Annotated in this window: 17 protein-coding genes and 2 pseudogenes; 11 read left to right on the top strand and 8 right to left on the bottom strand. The window is 39.7% G+C overall.

Annotated elements, in window-relative coordinates; translation table 11 throughout:
- Positions 1-2 precede the first annotated feature (2 nt).
- The 5 genes from truD (at position 3) to rpoS (ending at position 5,204) form a co-directional block, all read left to right on the top strand.
- Positions 3-1,052, top strand: coding sequence for a tRNA pseudouridine(13) synthase TruD (gene truD, locus AAC852_RS03140; RefSeq protein WP_340619764.1), 1,050 nt, complete (start codon positions 3-5; stop codon positions 1,050-1,052).
- Positions 1,053-1,564: 512 nt separating this feature from the next.
- Positions 1,565-2,329, top strand: coding sequence for a 5'/3'-nucleotidase SurE (gene surE / locus AAC852_RS03135; protein ID WP_340619763.1), 765 nt, complete (start codon positions 1,565-1,567; stop codon positions 2,327-2,329).
- Positions 2,323-2,949 (top strand): protein-L-isoaspartate(D-aspartate) O-methyltransferase, encoded by a 627-nt coding sequence (locus AAC852_RS03130; RefSeq protein ID WP_047678639.1) that lies wholly within the window; start codon positions 2,323-2,325, stop codon positions 2,947-2,949. Before surE ends, AAC852_RS03130 begins: the two co-directional genes overlap by 7 nt.
- Positions 2,950-3,102: 153 nt before the next feature.
- Entirely contained in the window at positions 3,103-4,155 is a 1,053-nt protein-coding gene (nlpD, locus tag AAC852_RS03125; RefSeq protein ID WP_340619762.1) for a murein hydrolase activator NlpD, read from the top strand.
- A 53-nt stretch (positions 4,156-4,208) separates the two neighbouring features.
- Positions 4,209-5,204 carry an RNA polymerase sigma factor RpoS gene (rpoS, locus tag AAC852_RS03120; protein ID WP_340619761.1) on the top strand — a complete coding sequence of 332 codons (996 nt, stop codon included), beginning with the start codon at positions 4,209-4,211 and terminating at the stop codon, positions 5,202-5,204.
- 106 nt (positions 5,205-5,310) lie between these two features.
- On the opposite strand, the gene miaE is transcribed toward rpoS, so the two are convergent.
- Both miaE and mutS read right to left on the bottom strand, forming a co-directional pair.
- Positions 5,311-6,144, bottom strand: coding sequence for a tRNA isopentenyl-2-thiomethyl-A-37 hydroxylase MiaE (gene miaE / locus AAC852_RS03115; protein ID WP_340619760.1), 834 nt, complete (start codon positions 6,142-6,144; stop codon positions 5,311-5,313).
- 34 nt (positions 6,145-6,178) lie between these two features.
- The gene (gene mutS / locus AAC852_RS03110; protein ID WP_340619783.1) at positions 6,179-8,740 is read right to left on the bottom strand and encodes a DNA mismatch repair protein MutS; all 2,562 of its coding nucleotides are present in this window, start codon (positions 8,738-8,740) and stop codon (positions 6,179-6,181) included.
- Between the two features lie 506 nt (positions 8,741-9,246).
- Here mutS and AAC852_RS03105 point away from each other — a divergent pair.
- Positions 9,247-9,870, top strand: a pseudogene (locus AAC852_RS03105) (IS982 family transposase); the annotation flags it as partial.
- Here the strand turns inward: AAC852_RS03105 and AAC852_RS20150 are convergent.
- Entirely contained in the window at positions 9,853-10,044 is a 192-nt protein-coding gene (locus AAC852_RS20150; protein ID WP_479715106.1) for a GFA family protein, read from the bottom strand. The pseudogene AAC852_RS03105 and the gene AAC852_RS20150 sit on opposite strands and share 18 nt — an antisense overlap.
- 72 nt (positions 10,045-10,116) lie before the next feature.
- Here AAC852_RS20150 and AAC852_RS03100 point away from each other — a divergent pair.
- Positions 10,117-10,257 (top strand): annotated as a pseudogene (locus tag AAC852_RS03100) (Fic family protein); the annotation flags it as partial.
- 133 nt (positions 10,258-10,390) lie between these two features.
- On the opposite strand, the gene AAC852_RS03095 reads toward AAC852_RS03100, so the two are convergent.
- From AAC852_RS03095 to AAC852_RS03085, 3 genes are all read right to left on the bottom strand, one after another.
- Positions 10,391-10,744 (bottom strand): hypothetical protein, encoded by a 354-nt coding sequence (locus tag AAC852_RS03095; RefSeq protein ID WP_340619759.1) that lies wholly within the window; start codon positions 10,742-10,744, stop codon positions 10,391-10,393.
- A 161-nt stretch (positions 10,745-10,905) separates the two neighbouring features.
- On the bottom strand, positions 10,906-11,301 hold the full coding sequence (locus tag AAC852_RS03090; RefSeq protein ID WP_340619758.1) for a hypothetical protein: 396 nt from the start codon (positions 11,299-11,301) through the stop codon (positions 10,906-10,908).
- 214 nt (positions 11,302-11,515) lie between these two features.
- Positions 11,516-12,121 (bottom strand): plasmid pRiA4b ORF-3 family protein, encoded by a 606-nt coding sequence (locus AAC852_RS03085; protein ID WP_340619757.1) that lies wholly within the window; start codon positions 12,119-12,121, stop codon positions 11,516-11,518.
- A gap of 190 nt (positions 12,122-12,311) precedes the next feature.
- Here AAC852_RS03085 and map point away from each other — a divergent pair, with 190 nt between their 5' ends.
- The 3 genes from map to AAC852_RS03070 all read left to right on the top strand — a co-directional run bounded on the left by map (position 12,312) and on the right by AAC852_RS03070 (position 16,045).
- Positions 12,312-13,139: a type I methionyl aminopeptidase gene (gene map, locus AAC852_RS03080; protein ID WP_340619756.1), complete on the top strand. Its 828-nt coding sequence runs from the start codon at positions 12,312-12,314 to the stop codon at positions 13,137-13,139.
- A gap of 389 nt (positions 13,140-13,528) precedes the next feature.
- Positions 13,529-15,682: a carbon starvation CstA family protein gene (locus AAC852_RS03075; protein WP_340619755.1), complete on the top strand. Its 2,154-nt coding sequence runs from the start codon at positions 13,529-13,531 to the stop codon at positions 15,680-15,682.
- 159 nt (positions 15,683-15,841) lie between these two features.
- Positions 15,842-16,045: a YbdD/YjiX family protein gene (locus AAC852_RS03070; RefSeq protein ID WP_340619754.1), complete on the top strand. Its 204-nt coding sequence runs from the start codon at positions 15,842-15,844 to the stop codon at positions 16,043-16,045.
- Between the two features lie 132 nt (positions 16,046-16,177).
- Here AAC852_RS03070 and AAC852_RS03065 read toward each other — a convergent pair whose 3' ends face one another.
- Together AAC852_RS03065 and AAC852_RS03060 are read right to left on the bottom strand one after the other, a co-directional pair.
- Entirely contained in the window at positions 16,178-17,467 is a 1,290-nt protein-coding gene (locus tag AAC852_RS03065; protein ID WP_340619753.1) for an FAD-dependent oxidoreductase, read from the bottom strand.
- 205 nt (positions 17,468-17,672) lie between these two features.
- Positions 17,673-19,430 (bottom strand): flavin monoamine oxidase family protein, encoded by a 1,758-nt coding sequence (locus AAC852_RS03060; protein ID WP_340619752.1) that lies wholly within the window; start codon positions 19,428-19,430, stop codon positions 17,673-17,675.
- Between the two features lie 666 nt (positions 19,431-20,096).
- Here AAC852_RS03060 and yjiA point away from each other — a divergent pair.
- Positions 20,097-21,050, top strand: a complete 954-nt coding sequence (gene yjiA, locus AAC852_RS03055; RefSeq protein ID WP_340619751.1) for a GTPase — start codon at positions 20,097-20,099, stop codon at positions 21,048-21,050.
- Positions 21,051-21,276 lie beyond the last annotated feature (226 nt).

The following is a 21,276-nucleotide window of genomic DNA, read 5'->3' as shown; positions in this document are numbered from 1 at the left end:
GCATGGTATTGCGTGAATTACATTGGCTTTATGATTGCCCGGAAGCAACCGGAGTTGTTAAAGCAGCACCAGAAGATTTTATTGTTCGTGAGGATTTAGGTTTTTCTCCTGGTGGAGAAGGCGAACATTTAATGGTACATATCCGTAAGACAGGATGTAACACTCAGTTTGTTGCCGATCATCTTGCTCGTTTTGCCAAAATATCAACACGCTCTGTCAGCTATGCGGGTTTAAAAGATCGTAACGCAGTGACTGAACAGTGGTTCTGTTTGCATCTGCCGGGAAAACAAGATCCCGATTTAACCGCATTCCAGCTTGAAGGGTGTGAAATATTGTCCACCGCTCGCCAGAAACGCAAACTACGTATTGGTGCATTGAAAGGTAATGACTTTACACTGATTTTAAGAGAAGTTTCTGATCGGCAATCAGTGGAAAAACGCTTGCAACTGGTAGCTCAGACAGGTGTTCCTAATTATTTTGGTGAACAGCGTTTCGGGCGTGATGGGCAGAATCTGATTCAGGCACAGCGTTGGGCAGAAAATGAAATACAGGTTAAAGAACGCAATCGCCGTAGCTTTTACCTTTCTGCTTGCCGCAGTGCTATGTTTAATATCATTACCAGCATACGTATTGCACAGGGTGAGCATCAGCAGGTACAACATGGTGACGCATTACAGTTAACAGGGCGTGGTAGTTGGTTTGTGGCTGACGGATCTGAACTGGCTGTGCTACAGCAGCGGGTTATAGATGGGGAGTTACAGATCACCGCTCCGTTGCCGGGAGACAAGGCATTGGGGACACAGCATCAGGCTCTGGATTTTGAACAGCAATGTTTACAAGATTACGGATCACTGTGGGCATTGGTTAAGCGCGAACGTGTAGAAAGCGCTCGCAGGGCGATGTTGGTGAAACCACTTAATCTGCGTTGGGAATGGCAGGATGACCAAACTGTCACTCTTCATTTTTCTTTGCCATCAGGTAGTTTTGCAACCAGTGTTGTCAGGGAATTGATTAATCAGGATCAAAATAATACTGCCGATATTGCTGAATAATGACTTTTTATTTCTGATTCCCTTCACTTATTTCCAGTCATAGGGTTAGCGATATGACTGGAATTTTATTTCCTTTCCAAGTAGTAAATGTAAATACACTTTCTTTTATTTTTTCTACGGATTCTTTGTTTATTATATCGATAGATAATTTAACTATTTCAGTCAGGGGCATATCAATTTTCTGTAACAGATGAACAATTTGCTGTCATCACTCGCTCTTTTATCATTCCCATAGAAAAAAGAAGGACTTAATATTGTATTGCATCGCCATACAGAGACAGGTGTTTTAATGAAAGTGAGTACATACTTACTTTGTGGTAAGTATTTTCTTATTTAAACAGGCTGAATGCAAAGCACTCTACAAAACGGGTTGCCTCATGCTAAGATCAAACGATTTTCTGACAATCCTGATCTTGTCCGGGCGTAAGTTACACCATAAAAATAGGACAATGGATAGGGAAAGTTACAGTATCATTCTATGTTTTAACAATTAAAATCAATGAGATATTTTAATGCTGCGGATATTGCTAAGTAATGATGATGGTGTCACTGCGCCGGGTATTCAAACTTTAGCGGCTAAATTGCGGGAACAATATCAGGTGCAAGTTATTGCACCTGATCGTAACCGTAGCGGTGCGTCGAATTCTTTAACGTTGGATCGTCCTTTGCGTATCAGCGTATTGAATAATGGTGATGTTGCAGTTCGGGAAGGAACACCGACAGACTGTGTTTACTTGGGGATCAATAAGTTAGTTCGCCCTCGCCCGGATATCGTGGTTTCAGGGATCAACTGCGGCCCCAATTTAGGTGATGATGTCATTTATTCCGGTACAGTTGCTGCTGCAATGGAAGGGCGTCATTTAGGGTTACCTGCCCTTGCTGTATCACTTGATGGTGACAAACATTATGACACAGCAGCAGAAGTTACTGTACATTTGTTGAATCTGTTACAAAAATTCCCCTTGAGAGCCGGTAATATTCTGAACATCAATGTGCCTGATATACCTATTGAGCAAATTAAAGGGTTTAAGGTAACACGATGTGGTTGCCGAAGTGCGGCTGAAGAAGTTTATTCTCTGGAAGATCCCAAGGGCGATATGCTTTATTGGATAGGGCCTCCGGGAGAAAAGCGTGATGCTGGCCCGGAAACAGATTTTGCAGCGGTAGAAGAAGGAATTGTCTCCATTACTCCTTTGCAGGTAGATTTGACAGCCTATAAAGCACAGGAATTGGTCGCTGATTGGTTGTTGAAAGTCGGGGAAATGGGAGAATGTTAAGTCGGTTAATGAAAAATTTGCTGACACAATTGCGCCAGCAGGGAATACAGAACGAACACCTGTTGGATGTGATATCCAGAGTTCCCAGGGAATGCTTTGTTGATGAAGCCTTGGCGCATAAGGCGTATGAAAACACAGCATTGCCTATTGGATCTGGGCAGACTATATCTCAACCGTATATTGTTGCTCGTATGACTGAGCTACTGAATTTGACACCTGAATCTAATGTGTTGGAGATTGGAACGGGATCTGGCTATCAGACGGCTATACTTGCCCATTTAGCCAGGCATGTTTTCTCCGTAGAACGTATTAAGGGGTTACAGTGGCAGGCTAAGCGCAGGCTAAAACAACTCGATTTGCATAATATCTCAACCCGCCATGGGGATGGCTGGAATGGTTGGCCGTCAAAGGGACCATTTCATGCCATTATCGTCACAGCAGCACCTCCAGAAATACCACAGGCACTATTACATCAGCTAGCAGATGGCGGCGTGATGGTATTGCCAGTTGGTGAGCGTTCTCAGTCGCTAAAAGTGGTACGTCGCTATGGGAACGATTTTCATAGTGAAGTAATCGAATCTGTTCGTTTCGTACCTCTGATCCAAGGCGAACTGGCATAATCTGCTGATTTATATTTTTTTGCCGCTATTTTTAAATTAGCCGTCATTTTTGAGATAAAAAAAGTATTTTGCTTTAAATATTTTTGTACATCTAAATTTCTTTATAAATCATCATGCTTATCACTTATATTTGCCTTTATGGGGGAATAAGGTATGAAAGTAGGAAACTTAATGAAAAAAATACAGTGGATAATAACCTGCGTTATTATGGGAGTCATTCTGACAGGTTGTAGTAATACAACGAGCCGTCCTGCACCAATAGTGAGTGTGGATAATCAGGAAAAAAACGGAATAATATCCTCCCGGAGTCCATCGGTTTCGAGACCTATGCCATCTTCTCCCCCTGTCATTTCTACAAATCGGCCAATAGAACATCGTGCTTCAAATAATAGATATCCAGTGAATCATGCTGGCAATACGCCTGCTCAACAAGAGGGGATCGTCTATGACCGCAACTATGAGAACATTCCTAAAGGCAGTTATAACGGCAATACTTACACAGTTAAACATGGAGACACTTTATTTTACATTGCGTGGATTACTGGTAAGGATTTTCGTGATATATCTCACATAAATGGTATTTCAGAACCTTATAGCTTAAATGTTGGTCAAGTCCTGAGAATTGGCAATGTAAACTCCAAGAATGGTGTATTAATAGCATCAAATAGTACTCAATCTAAAATTGAGCAGGTTGATTTTCAAAAAGGTAATGCGTATCCTGCAAATATTGATAGGCAGAATCCTAGAAAGATGTTGCCAAGAGTGACAGTTTCTGATAGCGACAATGCCGCCTCTAAAGCATCACCAGAGACAGGTTTAAATGCGAGTAAGGCGATCAATAATTGGAAATGGCCTGCGGAAGGAAAGATTCTTGAAGGTTTCTCAGATTCTCGGGGTGGGAATAAAGGTATTGACATTGCGGGGAGTCGTGGCCAACCCGTTTTTGCGGCCGCTAATGGGAAAGTTGTTTACACCGGAAACGCACTACGCGGATATGGAAATCTAATAATAATAAAACATGATGATGACTACCTGAGTGCCTATGCTCACAATGATGCTATGTTAGTGCGGGATCAGCAGGAAGTACAGGCAGGGCAAAAAATCGCCACTATGGGTAGCACCGGAACTAGTTCAGTAAGATTGCATTTTGAGATTAGATACAGGGAAAAATCCGTAAACCCGCTGCGTTATCTTCCGCAGCGATAAACCGGGGCAGGAACCTGAACTCCTGTCCGCATTATCATGGGTAGGAGCAGCTGATGAGCCAAGGTACGCTTAAAGTTAATGAGTTGTATGAAGAGGCGGATTTAGACGAAAGTGGCATGGAAGCCGATGACTTTGATGAAGCGTTGCTGAAAGACGAGGATGATTTAACTAGTCTTGATGAAGATTTGGATTTGTTGCAAGGAGTAAACCAGCGGATTCTTGATGCAACACAGCTTTATCTCGGAGAGATTGGTTTTTCTCCTTTGTTGACAGCAGAGGAAGAAGTTCTTTTCGCCAGACGCGCATTGCGGGGAGATATTGCTGCACGCCAGCGCATGATTGAAAGTAATTTGCGGTTGGTAGTTAAGATCTCCCGCAGATATAGCAACCGAGGGTTGGCACTTTTGGATTTGATTGAAGAAGGTAATCTTGGTCTTATTCGAGCAGTAGAAAAATTCGATCCTGAAAGAGGTTTTCGTTTTTCCACTTATGCAACTTGGTGGATCCGCCAGACAATTGAACGGGCTATTATGAATCAAACTCGAACGATTCGTTTGCCTATTCATATCGTTAAAGAGCTAAATGTTTATTTACGTACTGCCAGAGAGTTGGCTCATAAATTGGATCATGAGCCAACTATTGAAGAAATAGCGGAAAAACTGGATAAGCCAGTTGATGATGTAAGTCGTATGATGCGGCTTAATGAACGTATTACTTCCGTTGATACGCCAATGAGTGGGGATTCAGATAAAGCGTTATTGGATATTTTATCTGATGAGAATGATTCAGGGCCAGAAACAACTATTCAGGATGATGATATGAAACAAAGTATTGTCAAATGGTTGTTTGAGTTGAATGCAAAACAACGTGAAGTTCTGGCTCGCCGTTTTGGTTTGCTTGGATACGAAGCGGAAACATTGGAAGATGTCGGGCGAGAAATTGGGTTAACCAGGGAAAGAGTCCGTCAGATTCAGGTGGAAGGGTTGCGTCGTCTTAGAGATATTCTGCACACCCAGGGCTTGAACATTGAATCATTATTTCGTACTTAATTTTTATGTCTAATAGAATTCAAGGTATGGCTGAAAAAGCTGTAACTTGAAAGATAATTGAATAAAAAGGTGGACTTATTAGCTCACCTTTTTATTTATTATTTAGTTAATTTACTGGCACATCATAATTTCTGGCGAAATCACTATTGATATTAATGTAACTATTTATAGGTATTCCACTATGGAATTTGAAATCAGGATCTGGTGACTGAATAAGTTCAGCTTCAATTTGACCGAAATATTTCACTCTTTCGGTAATGTCTTCTTTAGAAATAGATTGAGCCAGCATTAAATAATCCTGATAATGGCGTGCTTCAGAGCGCAGCAGGGAAATATAAAATTTACCCAACTCTTCATCCAGATGAGGAGCCAGTTTCGCGAAACGCTCACAAGAGCGAGCTTCAATATATGCCCCAATAATCAACTTATCTACCAACGTGTAAGGCTCATGGTTCGTGATATGCTGAAATAATGACTTGGCATAACGACTGGCGCTAATGCTGTCATAGTTGATTCCTCTGGCATCCATAATTTCCAGCACTTGATAAAAGTGGTGTAGTTCTTCTTTAATCAACAACACCATTTTATCAATCAGCTCTTGACCATAGGGGGATTTTTCCCGTGCTGTAATTTGCTTGGTAACCTGACTTTTGCCTTTCAATGAATGAATATCGCCAATTTTTTTATAGGCAAAATCCTCATAGGGTTTAAACCATGCCAGCAAAGTGTCAGCACTTGCAGGATCTACAGCATATCTGCGGATCAGGAACATTGCGCTTTGAGCTGCTTTTAGTTCACACAGAAGATGATCACGCAGTAAAACCGGAAGATTTTCCGGTTGTCGTGCTTTTTCTACCCATTGATCCGGTGTCTCACACTGTAAAAATTGATAAATTGGCTCTAACAGGTTGATATCACGTTTCATTTGTAAGCCCGTCATTTTTACCCCATGTCATTTTTATACAATATCCTTGTTACACCATGTCTTTCAAACGATAAATCCAATCCAATGCTTGGCGTGGTGTCAAGGAATCCGGATTCAGATTTTCCAATGCTGCAACCGCTGGAGAAGTTTCTTCTGTCAGTAGCGTCAATTGCGGTGTATCGACATAACCTACTGTTGCGTTATTGGAAAGCGACTCCAGTTCTTTTAATTTTTGGCGTGCTCGTTTGATAACATCGCGGGGGACCCCTGCCAGTGAAGCAACAGCCAACCCGTAACTTTTGCTGGCTGCACCCTCTTGAACATTGTGCATAAAAGCGATGGTGTCGCCATGTTCAACAGCATCCAGATGGATATTAACTACACCTTCGAGCTTTTCGGGTAGTGTCGTTAATTCAAAATAGTGAGTAGCAAACAGCGTCATTGCTTTAATGCGGTTAGCCAGATTTTCAGCGCAAGCCCAGGCGAGGGAAAGACCGTCGTAAGTTGATGTACCACGCCCGATCTCATCCATCAGAACCAGACTATGCTCTGTTGCGTTATGCAGAATATTGGCAGTTTCGGTCATTTCTACCATGAAGGTTGAACGTCCTGAAGCCAGATCATCAGAAGCCCCTACCCGAGTGAAAATACGGTCTACAGGCCCAATTACGGCTTTTTCAGCAGGAACAAAACTGCCGATATATGCCAATAACGTAATTAAGGCTGTCTGACGCATATAAGTGCTTTTACCCCCCATATTCGGCCCTGTAATGATTAACAGGCGACGTTGCGATGAAAGCGTTAATGGGTTTGCAATAAAAGGTTCACTGAGCACCTGCTCAACAACCGGATGACGACCTCCCGTGATTTGTATCCCGGCTTTATCAGTCAGGATCGGGCAGGTATAGTTCAATGTTTCAGCGCGTTCAGACAGGTTTGCCAGGACATCTAATTCTGAAAGAGCTTCCGCACTGGTTTGCAACGCAGCCAGATGTGGGAGCAATAAATCGAACAGTTCTTCATACAGTGCTTTTTCGATAGCGAGCGCTTTACCTTTAGAAGTCAGGACTTTATCTTCATATTCTTTTAGTTCAGGAATAATGTAACGTTCTGCGTTTTTCAGGGTTTGGCGACGTACATAATGAATCGGTACGAGATGGCTTTGTCCACGGCTGACCTGAATATAGTAACCATGCACGGCATTGAAGCCGACTTTCAGGGTATCAATACCAAGCTTTTCGCGTTCGCGGATTTCCAGTCTGTCAAGATAATCACTGGCCCCATCTGCCAATGCCCGCCATTCATCTAATTCAGCATTATAGCCAGTTGCAATCACTCCACCATCACGTACCAGAACCGGAGGTGTTTCGACAATCGCTTTTTCCAACAGTGTTTGTAACTCATCAAAATGACCGATACGCTGTTGTAATACTTGGATATAAGGCGAATCAGAGGAGGACATAATTTGGTGAATATCAGGTAATTGTTGGAATGCGTGACGCATTCTTGCCAGATCACGGGGACGAGCAGAACGAAGAGCGAGGCGGGCAAGTACACGTTCTAAGTCACCAACCTGACGTAAAAACGGTTGTAGCTCAAAGCCGATTTCCTGGAGTGCAGAAATCGCCTGCTGGCGATTTTCCAATATGTTTTTGTTACGGATCGGAGTATGTAGCCAACGTTTCAGCATGCGGCTGCCCATTGGCGTTACGCATTGGTCCAGCACAGAAGCCAACGTATTTTCAGTGCCTCCCGACAGATTTTGGGTCAATTCGAGATTACGGCGGGTTGCAGCATCCATAATGACAGTTTCTTGCTGACACTCCATCGTAATATTGCGGATATGCGGCAGAGCAGTACGCTGAGTATCTTTGACATATTGCAGCAGACATCCCGCAGCCCGCAGCGCCAGCGTAGCTTTTTCCACACCAAAACCTATCAGGTCACGAGTACCAAATTGCAAATTCAATTGCTGTCTTGCCGTATCCAGTTCAAATTCCCACATTGGGCGGCGACGCAGACCGTGGCAGCGTTCAATCAGTGCCATATGACTGAAAGTTTCAGGGTAGAGTAATTCTGCCGGGCGAGTACGTTGAAGCTCTGCTGAGATGGTATCCTCATCAGCTATTTCAGAAACACGGAAGCGGCCAGAAGTGATATCCAAAGTAGCATAACCGAACCCCTGGCTGTCATGCCAGATAGCCGCCAGAAGATTATCCTGACGTTCTTGCAGCAAGGCTTCGTCAGTGACAGTACCCGGCGTTACGATACGTACAACTTTACGTTCTACAGGGCCTTTACTGTTAGCAGGATCACCAACCTGCTCACATATTGCCGCAGACTCACCGAGTTGAACCAGTTTTGCCAGATAGTTTTCGATTGCATGATAAGGAACTCCTGCCATTGGAATTGGCTGGCCTGCGGATTGCCCACGTTTAGTCAGCGAAATATCCAGTAACTTTGCCGCCTTTTTGGCATCGTCATAGAACAACTCATAAAAGTCCCCCATACGGTAAAGCAGTAGAATGTCCGGGTGTTGCGCTTTCAGTCGCAGATACTGCTGCATCATCGGGGTATGGCTATCTATATCCTTTGCTGGAGATTCTTTCATATTGATTTGATTCAATTTTTTATTCCTGTTGACTCGGTTGGGCTATCGACACTCAGTCAACCCATCGAAATGACAAAACCTAAATATAATCAGCTAAGGATAGAACGTTAATGAACCTCATGCTGGGCGAAAACACTATCTTATCACTGATAATCTGTGTGATTCATCTGTGGATTCGATTGCTTACATAAAGAGCAAGAGTTGTAGGGTAGGGTATCAAGATTGTAATCGGGAATGTATCAGATTTTCTGACTATTAAACAAGATTGCGAAGCTGCTCGATTTAAATCATTTTGCTATGTATACCGTTATGCTCCTGCTGTTTTTGCAAGTTTTAATTGAAATTTGTCATGAGAGATTAATTGTAATGCCTATCCTTGTTCAAGATAGGGATTTGGGTTTCTGTTGCTACTATAACCTGAATTCTGGATAAGAAATTGACGAGAGGCCTGTTCCAGGAGCAAAGTTTTGGTGAAAGCCTAAAACGACTCCGGGGAGGAACAGGCCATGGACAAGTTAGTTGAAATTTTCTGCGATGTCGACGACTTTTGTCGTCTTTTCATCCCCCAGTGGGCGCAGTTTTGTCTCGATAACGGATACCGCCTGCGCCGCAGACAAGGCCGCATGTATCCCAGTGAAATCATGACAATTTTAATCCTCTTTCAGCGGTCGCATTACCGTGATTTTAAAAACTTTTATTTGGAGCATATCTGGCAATACCATCACCGCGACTTCCCCTCCTTGCTCAGTTATACCCGTTTTATCAGCGTTGCCCCGTCCGTTTTGGTCCCCTTATCCAGTTATCTGACTCAATTAAAAGGAAAACCGACAGGCATTGCTTTTATCGACTCCACGAGTTTGCGCGTTTGTCATAACATCCGTATTCCTCGTCATAAGGTCTTTCAGGGCATAGCGCAACGCGGAAAAACCTCAATGGGATGGTTCTATGGGTTCAAATTACACCTGATTATTAACCATCTGGGCGAAATTTTAGCGCTTAAAGTGACCCCGGGTAATGTGGATGATAGGGAGCCTGTACGCGAATTATCAAAAGATCTCACGGGTTCTCTTTACGGCGACAAAGGATATCTGAGTCAGGAATTGGCGGATGATTTAGCTAAAACGGAGATATTTCAGTAATAGGGGGTTACTATATGCTATTCCGTATACCCAACAGAGCATCAATGCTCCAGAGTGTTTTTGGCACATAGTACATGAACAGGTATGAGGATTGACTGGAATCCCTGTAGTAATAAATCTGATATTGCCGCATAAACATCCACTACGATATTCTGAAGCGCTCATAGTTATCCCTTATATAACGTTGTGATATATTGACTACTCTTATTTATAGCTTGGCAGATTTAAGAGGAAGTGAAAGTGACGGCTATTATGGATGGGAAACGTGTTCTGGCCCCTGCAAAAGATATTCAGCAGGTACGCAATGCCATATTAGCTTATGAGAAATTGCTGGAATGGCAGAGTTATCAATTGGCTGACAAGTTGGAAGTAAGCCGCCGCACGGCAGAAAGAGTATAAAAGTATTGCAGGAAAATGGTCATTTAATTCGGGTTGGTGCAAAAGAACAGGATTTTGGCAGGTTAAGCAATAGGCGACATGTGACACATATTATACATGACGCCTCAGAATGTTACGGAGAAGATAAGGGATCCCTTTTGGTTAGTTTATTAACTGCACTCCAAAATTTGGGGCTGTTTTTAATAATATTTCCAATAGTTTCTATAATATCTTCTTCATTAGCACAATATGTAATACTTCCATCTTCTTTGATAACAACTTCTCCATCTGATGTTATTTCCCATGAAAATATAGGTGATGTTATCATCTCTTTATCATTGCTGATATAGACATTCTGCATATATGGATTTGTAATGTCTTTGTTGCTATTAATGCTTTCTTCTATTGCTTCCATTAATACAATGATTGAATTTTTATATTTGCTTGGAGATGATTTTATTTTGATTCCAGATATTTTTTCATTCAATACTTTACCGAATGTAGAAACTATTTTTTCTACATTTTCTTTTATTTGTTTTTTTCTTTGTTTTTAATTAATCCTTCATCAATGATTGTGTTTATTTTATTTTCTAAATTTTCCATAATAACTCCTTTACCTTTCAATGGTAAGAAAAATGGGTAAGTGATCTATTTTTTGATTATTATAATCGATGTAACATCTTTATACTCTAACTCTTCTTCCGTTGGATGAAGTGTATTATATTTTATTACCTTAATTGATTCTATATGTAAATTTTCTTTGGCGTAAATAATACACATGTCAAAACTGGAACGGGTTGAAGCTTTTAAGATGCAGGGTTCAATATGTAATTCTCGGTTTATCTTATAATCATTGCTTAGATGCCTTATAATTCCTTGAGTTGATTCTTCATTCACTTCACAAATAATAAGTATATCAGATTTATTATCTGAATTTGTTAGTAGATCAAATATTACATCACATGCAACAGTAACTTTTTCATAAGTTGTTTTTGAATGTTTTAATGGTGTTAACCCACAATTCCAAAAACCTATGTTAATCATCTTATTTTCCCTGTAATGACTATTGGTAAAAAAAATTAATAGTAATCATACGCTATGCTAATTATGTCACAATGGAAGACATAGCCGAATTTTAGCGTTTTGTATAAATTTGCGAGGCAGACCGAAAAAGCATGTAATAAATGAAAGACTTTTGCTATTTTATTTCTGAGATAAAACAGCAAAAGCCAGTAATTAAGTTATATGACTAACTTATTTATTTAAACAGTGGAAAATAACGATCCCGCGACCAGCGGTAATATAAAGCCAGCATATTGTTTATTTCTTCGGGAGAATATTTTTCAGGAGAAAAAACATTATCCGGAGAAATTTTAGTATCACCATTAACCCATTCAAACATTTCCTGATACTCACCGTGAGTAGGATCTTTAAGAATATTAATCAGATCTACATAGCCGTAGACTCCGCCACAATCTTCGGGGGGACAGGCTTGTTCACCTTCAAGGCAGAAGATCGGCATAGGTAATTCTTCGGGAGAATAGTTACTGTTTTCTAATAAAACTTCATGTTCCCAGGTATCGCCAAAGTCATAAAGATAAATGAATTTGCTTCCTTTACGCTTGATAAGTGAATCAAGTTTGAATTTCCCTTCTTCCAGACCTTCTCCTGGCTCTTCCGGCATTTCAGTGAAGCGTTTAGAATTAAAAATAAACTCATGTAAATGGCTATCTTCCCATCCCATAACGATTTGAATTACATCATGTAATCTATCCAGTGAAATATTGGATGGAACAATGAAACGACGCCATATAGCAGGTTTTGTTTCCGTAAGTGTAATCTTTAACTGATAAAACTTTTCCATTTTTCGCCCTTAATTGCTTGGATAATTGATACTGATAAGTAAGTATATTGAGTATTGGAAAACGACATTACAGTATGAAATGTACATAATGATAATGCGAACAAATTTTAATAAATAGCTTGAGTTATTCACTGATGCAAGGGCATTATTAAGGGCGTAATCCTACGTACTGAAAAATAAGAGAAAACAAATGAAAAATAGCAATAATATATTGATAAAAAATGCAGAAGAAATAAAACGAATGGAGATCGCCGGGCGTTTGACCGGGCAGGTGCTTGAAGCTGTCCGGCCAATTATCACTCCGGGAATAACAACTTTGAAAATAGATGCATTTTGTCATGACTATATTGTTAATACTCTCGGAGCAACTCCCGGTAGCTTGGGGCAATATGGCTTTCCCTATACTGCTAATACATCGGTTAATCATGTTGTCTGCCACGGTTGGCCATCAGATAAGAAACTGAAAAATGGTGATATTGTCAATGTGGATGTGACGGTTAAAAAAGATGGGTACTACGGCGATAGTAGTGTCACATTTTGTGTCGGCGAAGTCGCTTCTCATGCCAAGCGCTTGATAGATGTGACGCAGGAGTGTCTGTATAAAGCGATCAAGATTGTAAAGCCGGGGGTCACATTGGGAGATATCGGGCAGACAATACAGCAGCACGCCGAGGCGAATAATTATAGCGTTGTACGCGAATATTGTGGTCATGGGATAGGCAGCAATATGCATGAAGAGCCTCAGGTTTTGCACTATGGCAGATCTGGTGAAGGGGTTGTATTGGAAGAAGGTATGACTTTCACAATTGAGCCGATGATTAATCAGGGGAAAAAAGAGATCAAATTGCATAAGGATGGCTGGACAGTGACAACAAAAGATCGTCGATTATCAGCTCAGTTTGAACATACTGTTTTGGTTACTCATGATGGTTTCAAGGTTTTGACTTTACGGGATGAAGAGCGTGAAGTTTTTGAGCGTTGTATATACCCTATGGATCTCAGCATAATTAATCATTAAGTATCAATTTATTATCATCATGTAAAATTGTAGGGATTTTATGTCCTCATTTTATAAGAATAAAAATACTTTTTGTTTTATTTCTTGCTGCTATCAATAAACGTATATATTGAAAGACGATGCCATTGATTAAGGTTTATGGACAGTGAGCTTACTCACAAAATTAGCCAGGTTTTAATTGCTCTGAAACCACTAATAGAAGGATTCTGACCGCTTAATGTGCTATTCCGCCGTTGACTCAGATCTTTCTAATATCGCAGAAGGAAGTTTCATATCATAGTGCAGTGTGGCGAGTAGTGTTTCTTTCCTCTGTGATCAGATAACTGGTTTCTTGAGGTGGAAGTAAAAAGAGTAACTTGCTGTTCGTCTTACCTTAAAAAGGGTGTTTTATGAACGATAATAAATTTTTAAAACATATTCCCTGGGTAATATTGGGAATAATTGGGGCATGTTGCCTCGGAGTTGTTGCACTGCGTCGGGGAGAACATGTTAGTGCTTTATGGATAATTGTTGCTTCCGTAGCAGTTTATCTGGTTGCCTATCGGTATTACAGCCTTTACATCGCCACAAAGGTGATGAAGCTGGATGAAACGCGGGCAACACCGGCTGTTGTCAATAATGATGGCCTGAATTATGTTCCTACCAACAAAAATGTTCTGTTTGGGCACCACTTTGCAGCTATTGCAGGGGCGGGGCCATTAGTTGGGCCTGTGTTAGCTGCGCAAGTCGGTTATCTGCCGGGAACATTGTGGTTGTTGGCCGGAGTTGTGCTTGCTGGTGCAGTACAGGATTTTATGGTGTTGTTTATCTCTTCTCGTCGTAACGGAGCGTCATTAGGAGAGATTGTTAAAGAAGAAATGGGACGGGTTCCGGGCACAATCGCTCTATTTGGTTGCTTCTTGATTATGATTATTATTCTGGCAGTCCTGGCACTCATTGTGGTGAAAGCATTGGCAGAAAGTCCATGGGGAGTATTTACCGTTTGTTCCACCGTACCGATAGCGCTTTTCATGGGGATCTACATGCGATATATCCGTCCGGGTCGCGTGGGAGAAGTTTCGGTTATTGGGATCTTGATGCTGATCGCGGCAATCTGGTTCGGTGGTGTTGTAGCGGCTGATCCTTACTGGGGGCCTGCTTTAACTTTTAAAGATACTACCATTACTTATGCGTTGATTGGGTATGCGTTTGTTTCTGCATTATTACCCGTTTGGCTGATTTTGGCTCCACGGGATTATCTGGCGACTTTCCTGAAAATTGGGGTGATTGTTGGTTTAGCGATTGGTATTGTGATCCTCAATCCTGATCTGAAAATGCCAGCCGTTACACAATTTGTCGATGGTACAGGGCCTGTCTGGAAAGGGACATTATTCCCATTCTTGTTTATCACCATTGCGTGTGGTGCAGTTTCTGGTTTCCATGCTCTGATCTCTTCTGGTACAACACCTAAATTGTTGGCAAACGAAAAAGATGCGCGTTTTATTGGCTATGGCGCGATGTTGATGGAATCGTTTGTTGCTATTATGGCACTGGTTGCGGCATCTATTATCGAACCGGGGCTTTATTTTGCTATGAACACGCCTCCGGCGGCGTTGGGCATCACTATGCCTGATTTGCACAATCTGGGAACTGCGGAAGCTCCAGTGATTATGACTGCGTTGAAAGATGTGACCACACAAGCCGCAGCAGCAGTCAGTTCCTGGGGTTTTGTTATTTCACCAGATCAAATTCTGCAAACTGCAAAAGACATTGGTGAACCTTCTGTCCTGAATCGTGCAGGAGGAGCGCCAACTCTGGCAGTGGGTATTGCCCATGTATTCCACCAGATCGTTCCGGTTGCAGATATGGGCTTCTGGTATCACTTTGGTATTCTGTTTGAAGCGCTATTCATTCTGACTGCTTTGGATGCAGGTACACGTTCTGGCCGCTTTATGTTGCAGGATTTATTAGGCAATTTTGTCCCGTTCCTGAAAAAAACAGATTCTCTGATTGCGGGGATAATCGGTACAGCGGGCTGTGTGGGTATGTGGGGCTATCTGTTGTATCAGGGTGTTGTTGATCCATTAGGTGGTGTCAAGAGTCTGTGGCCACTGTTTGGGATCTCGAACCAGATGCTGGCAGCCGTTGCACTGGTATTGGGTACTGTTGTGCTGATCAAAATGAAACGTACTCAGTACATTTGGGTCACTGTTGTGCCTGCGATCTGGTTGCTGATTTGTACTACCTGGGCGTTGGGACTGAAATTATTCAGTGACAATCCTAAACTGGAAGGTTTCTTCTTCCTGGCAAAAGAGTATAAACAGCGTATTGCAGAAGGTGGAGCTGAATTGACTGCACAGCAGATCAGTAACATGAACCACATTGTTGTGAACAACTATACCAACGCGGGTTTAAGCATTTTGTTCCTCATCGTGGTCTATAGCATCATTATTTATGGTGTTAAGACCGCAATAAAAGCGAACAAAAATCCGAAACGTACAGATAAAGAAACACCTTATGTTGCTGTCCCAGAAGGTGGGGTAAAAGTTTCTTCTACGCACTGATGTAATACTCAAACCGATAGCAGATACATAAAACTGCAATTGGTAATAGCTATCCCCACATAATCGCCTTTGTATTATGTGGGGTCTTTCTTTAAGGTATGAGGTTAAGGAATAACTTTTGAAAGAAATAGCTTTTGAGAACAGCGATTGGAGAACATTATGTTTGGTAATCTTGGGCGAGCCGGAAAATATTTAGGGCAAGCTGCTCGTATGCTGGTAGGAGTTCCTGACTATGACAATTATGTACAGCATATGAAGGATAATCATCCTGATCAGCCTTATATGACTTATGAAGAATTTTTCCGTGAACGCCAGAATGCACGTTATGGCGGTGATGGTAAGGGTGGTATGCGCTGTTGCTAGCCTACTAATCTAGCTTACTAATATGGAAGTGCAATTTGACACAATGAAAAAAGCCAGCGAAATTGTTTTGCTGGCTTAATCCTATTTTTCGAATACGGTAACCTACGATTTTAAGTTAAATGAATCTGGTTTTTAAATCGGTTGGATAATATTTTTCCTGTTGATTCTAAATGTATGGTTGTCGAACCCCGCTTTTCCACTCAATGCAAGATCAGCACATGCTTTTCCAAATAATGGCGCAAATTTAAATGTCCAACCACCTAATGATAAGACAATATTTTGGTATTGATCATATTGCTTAGGTATAAAATCTAATACTGCTGTATTATCAGGGAGATCTGCATGTAATGCTCTTGCCATATCAATAGGTGTAGTATCAACTCCTCTCATATAATTGATGACAAAATCTCTGGTTATATCAATATCTAACTCCTTCGGTGCAAAAATTCTGTCATCCACATCATAAAATTTATGTGAAGCCCAATCTACCGCAAGACGGATAAAACCTTTCCGTGCAAATTCATAACTGGGAAAACCATAGAAAAGATTACTGTAACCATTTTTAGGATTCTCAAATTGAAAGAACATGGGATAATTTATTTCTGGAATTTCTCCTGTTAATTTATAGTATGAGAAACACATATCCCAAATGATATAATTTATTTTTACTCCCAGTGATTGGGGTAATAGTTTATTAGTAAAAGCATTAGAAGTAATGGCTATTTTATCGGCTTTATAGTTACCATTAGCTGTCATAATAGTGACGCTGGAGATCTTATTCACTTCAGTATATTCAAGGACGGTAACATTATCTGATTCTTTTAAATACTGCCCCAGTTTCCTTATAATATGTTTGACATCTATAGTAGCATTATCTGGGCTATACAATCCCATGTAATCTTCGGGTAGATTTTTGAATGGATATTTTGTCTCTAATTCTTTTTTTGTTAGAATTTCATACTTTTTATTGAGTTTCTTTAAGACCTTTATTGGCCCGAACAGAGTGCCCTGTGGTGTATCGCCTGTTGCTACACCAAAGTTGAGTAATCCGTTCATATATATGAACTTAGAATTTAGCTCTTCTTCTAACTCATGATAAAGTTTCCCTGCACTAAAAGATAATGTGGCATGTTCAAGATCATCATAAACCGTTCTCCACATTCTGACATGCCCGGCAGAGCTTGAATCTTGTGTACCTAACGTATTTCTCTCTATGAGTAAAACATTTTTCTTAGCTTTAGCGGCATAATAAGCTGTACATAGCCCAATAATTCCTCCTCCTACAACACAAATGTCATATTTTTTATTATTAATGTATCCGCTTTTATTTACTGTAGCTTCTTGTTCATCTTTGCCTAAAGCAGAAACATTTATTGCTGCTGTTAATAGTGTTGCTGATTTCGTAAGATCATATCGATTCATCCATATTCTCCAATTTTAATCATTGTTAAATTTTTACTTTTATCAATCATAAAACCAGACACAGACTGCACGTTAAAAACAAACACTATCATCCATAATGCGATTTTCTATGAATAAGTACATCATTAATTATGAATAATGACGGACTATTTTTATTGATAGAAATATCTCTTCCATTTGAAAATATATTTAATATATAGAGTAATTATCTCCCTAAATAATATTCTTTATCTAACCATTCTGGCCAATCCAGATAAAAAGTTTCTTGTAGTAACCGCTCCGCTACACAAAATGCGCCTTCAGTCCAACCCTGATCTCCTGAGTATGCTTCTCCTATAATATGTACAGATTCATTTTTTATTGGGTGCCTCATAAAAGGCATGACTTCTTCCACTGATACACCGACTTGCCAGGCATGATATCCACCTCCGTATGGATCTTGAGACCAATCTTTGATCCGCGCGATATAAGGGGGAGGAATATCTATACCATGTAATGCCTTAACTTGAAGCATTGCTTCTTCAACTAAGTGTTTAGGGACGGGATTACCGGGTAGGGGAAACTCTTTAATTTTTTCTTTTGAAACTATAGTGGTCTCACGAGGCTCATAGATAAATTTTTTATCTTTTATTCGCATTAACGCTTTCCAGAATGTGACTGTCCTCATATCGTTATAGCTGGACAAAAATAATGAATGAGAATTTTTTTTATCCGTACCAAAATAGTAACATTGTCGGATAGGTAAATCAGTGATTGATGCACCTGATTTAGTTTTAAACTGTTTAGTCCACCAAGGATATTCGAATCCCATTAATAATTTTAGTGCTGGTTCGGAAATAACAGCATCAATATTTTTATGTAATTCTTTGGATAACTGTTTGTCAAAGAAGAAGTTTTGTTGATCTAAGAGGTTAAGAGAGCGCTTTGGCATTGCCAGGATAATTGTATCAGCGTTTACTGTCCAATAAGTTTGACTATTTTCATGTCTAAATTTTAATGAATAACGACGACTCCCTTTTTTATTATGTTTAAAAGTGATTAAGGTATTCTTTAGCCAAAGTTTAGCACCATTTTGGTTTGTATAAGCTTTTGCCAAAGCATAAGCTAATTGATCATATCCATTTTTAATGGTTCGATATTTTGTACCAGCTTGTGTGAAGTCTCCTACCATGTAAGACATGGATTCAGCAGCATTCCAATTAATCGTATTTGAATAATATCCTCCGGCATCAGATAAAAAATTGTAGCCTTCTTGTCCGACCTGATCTTTAATTAGATTCCAAAATCCAATGTTTTTGACTTTCATTCCGTAATACGGGCTTCCTTTTTTGAGATAAGTTATATTCTTTTTAATAATATCCCATTGGCGCAGGCTTATTTTAAATTTATAGTCATATTTATTTGTTTTTTCAATAAGATCACTATAATTTTCACTGAACCAGGGATCTGCAACTAAAACATCATATATAATTTTGTTAAATAATTGAGAGGCACTATAACCTTTACTATTATCGTTCAGGAAGTAACGCGTTTTAAAAATTTTATCCTTATTTTGCATTTTAGACCATGCATCAGCTCTGAAACGTTGCCCTCGTAAATAGAAAAAATTATTTGGTGCATCACTCCCTGGAAATAGTTCATAATTTAATTTAAAAACATCTTCAATTAGGGACGCTGTAATTTTTTGTGAAGAGAGGTAGCGCATGCCACCTAATTCACTGATGATATCCATACCGGGTAAGTTAACCGAGAGTAATCTTCCTCCCACAAGATTATTTAAATCAAATATATGAACAGTGGACGGGGAATGGGAATTAACTGAGTATTGGCCGGTTAACAGGCGATATCCAGCATATAAGCCAGATACACCAGCACCGATAATTGCTATATCAATTGATAATCCTTCTTGAGTATCAACACTATGAGGAATCTCATCCATTTCAATTCTTTTGTCTTTTTTCATAGGATATTCTCTCTTAATTAAGATAAATAGTATTTCCCTGGAATCATTTTTTAATACCAACCTGTGAGATTTAATAGCTTTTTTAGATATTTTTATTAATGGAGAATAATTTATATAATGTATATTAGATTACCTCCTGCTATGAACGAGAGCATAAAAAAACTGTAACTTGAAAAGTGATGGATATAATTGTTTTATACTCGTGAACATAATATACTTTTTATAAATGCTAAAGTAACTGGATTAATCTGATTATTTAAATTGAATGTGACTGTTTCTTTATTTAATTGTGGTTAGGATTGTTTGCTTAGATAATAATATTTTGATTTTTTTATAAAAAGTAAATAAGAATAATAAAGTTACATACTATAAATTTTAAGATACAGACAACAAAACTGTAATTTTAAAGATGATAGGTATATCATGGAATGGTTTTTACAATGATTTTTACTATGTAGCACACACATCAGCCAATAAATAATCATGAAAGAGATATTATCGGTGAAAGCTATCGACATTGTTGCCAAATTTTTCTTAAAATATACTCATCTAAAATTATCCAATGTTTTTTTCTCCGAAAAACTTTGAAAATAATTCAGAAAATTATTTTTTTAATGATTTCAGATGAATAGGAGAAAAATTATTATAATGAAGCAGGAAACAAAAATGAAGCCTATATCCGTCACGATCCTAACGGGCTTTTTAGGATCAGGTAAGACAACATTATTGCAGCATATTCTTAATACTGAACATGGCCATAAAATTGCTGTGATTGAAAATGAGTTTGGTGAAGTACCTATTGATCATGAATTGATTGGAGATAGGGCAACTCAGATTAAGACATTAAGCAATGGCTGTATTTGTTGCAGCCGCTCAAATGAGCTGGAAGATGCGTTACTGGATTTATTGGACGGTCTTGATAAAGGTGAGTTCATTTTCGATCGTCTGATTATCGAATGTACAGGGATGGCTGATCCTGGCCCAATTATTCAAACGTTTTTTTCCCACGAAATTTTGTGCCAGCGTTTTTTACTGGATGGCATTATTACATTAGTGGATGCAGTACATGCTGAACAACAATTGGATCGTTTTTCTCTTGCTCAGGCACAGATTGGATATGCCGATAAAATTTTATTAACGAAAACGGATGTTGCTTCAGAAAATGATGCATTGACTGAACGGTTACAGAGAATTAATGCCAGAGCGCCAATTCATAAAGTGGTACAGGGCGAAATTGACTTAAGTTTATTATTTGAGCTGGAAGGTTTCATGTTGAATGATAAATTGACTGTTTCAGTACCGGTTTTTCGCTTTGTGCCTGAGCAGCAAAACAGTATCCAATCTGTCGTTATCAACCTGAATCATCCTATTGAATTTAATGAAATTTCAAATCTGATGGAAGAGTTGTTACTGAGTTTTGCTGACAGTTTACTGCGTTATAAAGGTATCCTTGCCATTCAAGGGGAGCCACGTAGGTTGTTGTTTCAGGGAGTCCAACGCCTATATAGTGCTGATTGGGATCGCGAATGGCGCGATGATGAACAGCGGCATAGTGTATTGGTTTTTATTGGAATGGACCTACCAGAGCAGAAAATCAGAGAAAAATTTGCACAATTATAGTTGATACCTGTCTTATGTTTAACTGGTAGCCAAATTGAGATACGGTCTTTTCATTTAACTTAAAAAATGAAGGGGAATTCCCTTCATTTTTTAAGTTACCTCTTTAGTGGCTTAACTCATTTACCCTAGTGATATGCTCAGCGATATGCCTGAAAGTGCCATCTCAATTTGATTTGAACGCTATTGGGTAGTGGCATAAATTTGCTGATCATATTTAAATACAAAT

Origin of the sequence: Xenorhabdus siamensis, from assembly GCF_037996745.1 — a bacterium.
Classification (GTDB): Bacteria; Pseudomonadota; Gammaproteobacteria; order Enterobacterales; family Enterobacteriaceae; genus Xenorhabdus; species Xenorhabdus indica.
This window is presented reverse-complemented; position numbering and strand designations above follow the sequence as displayed.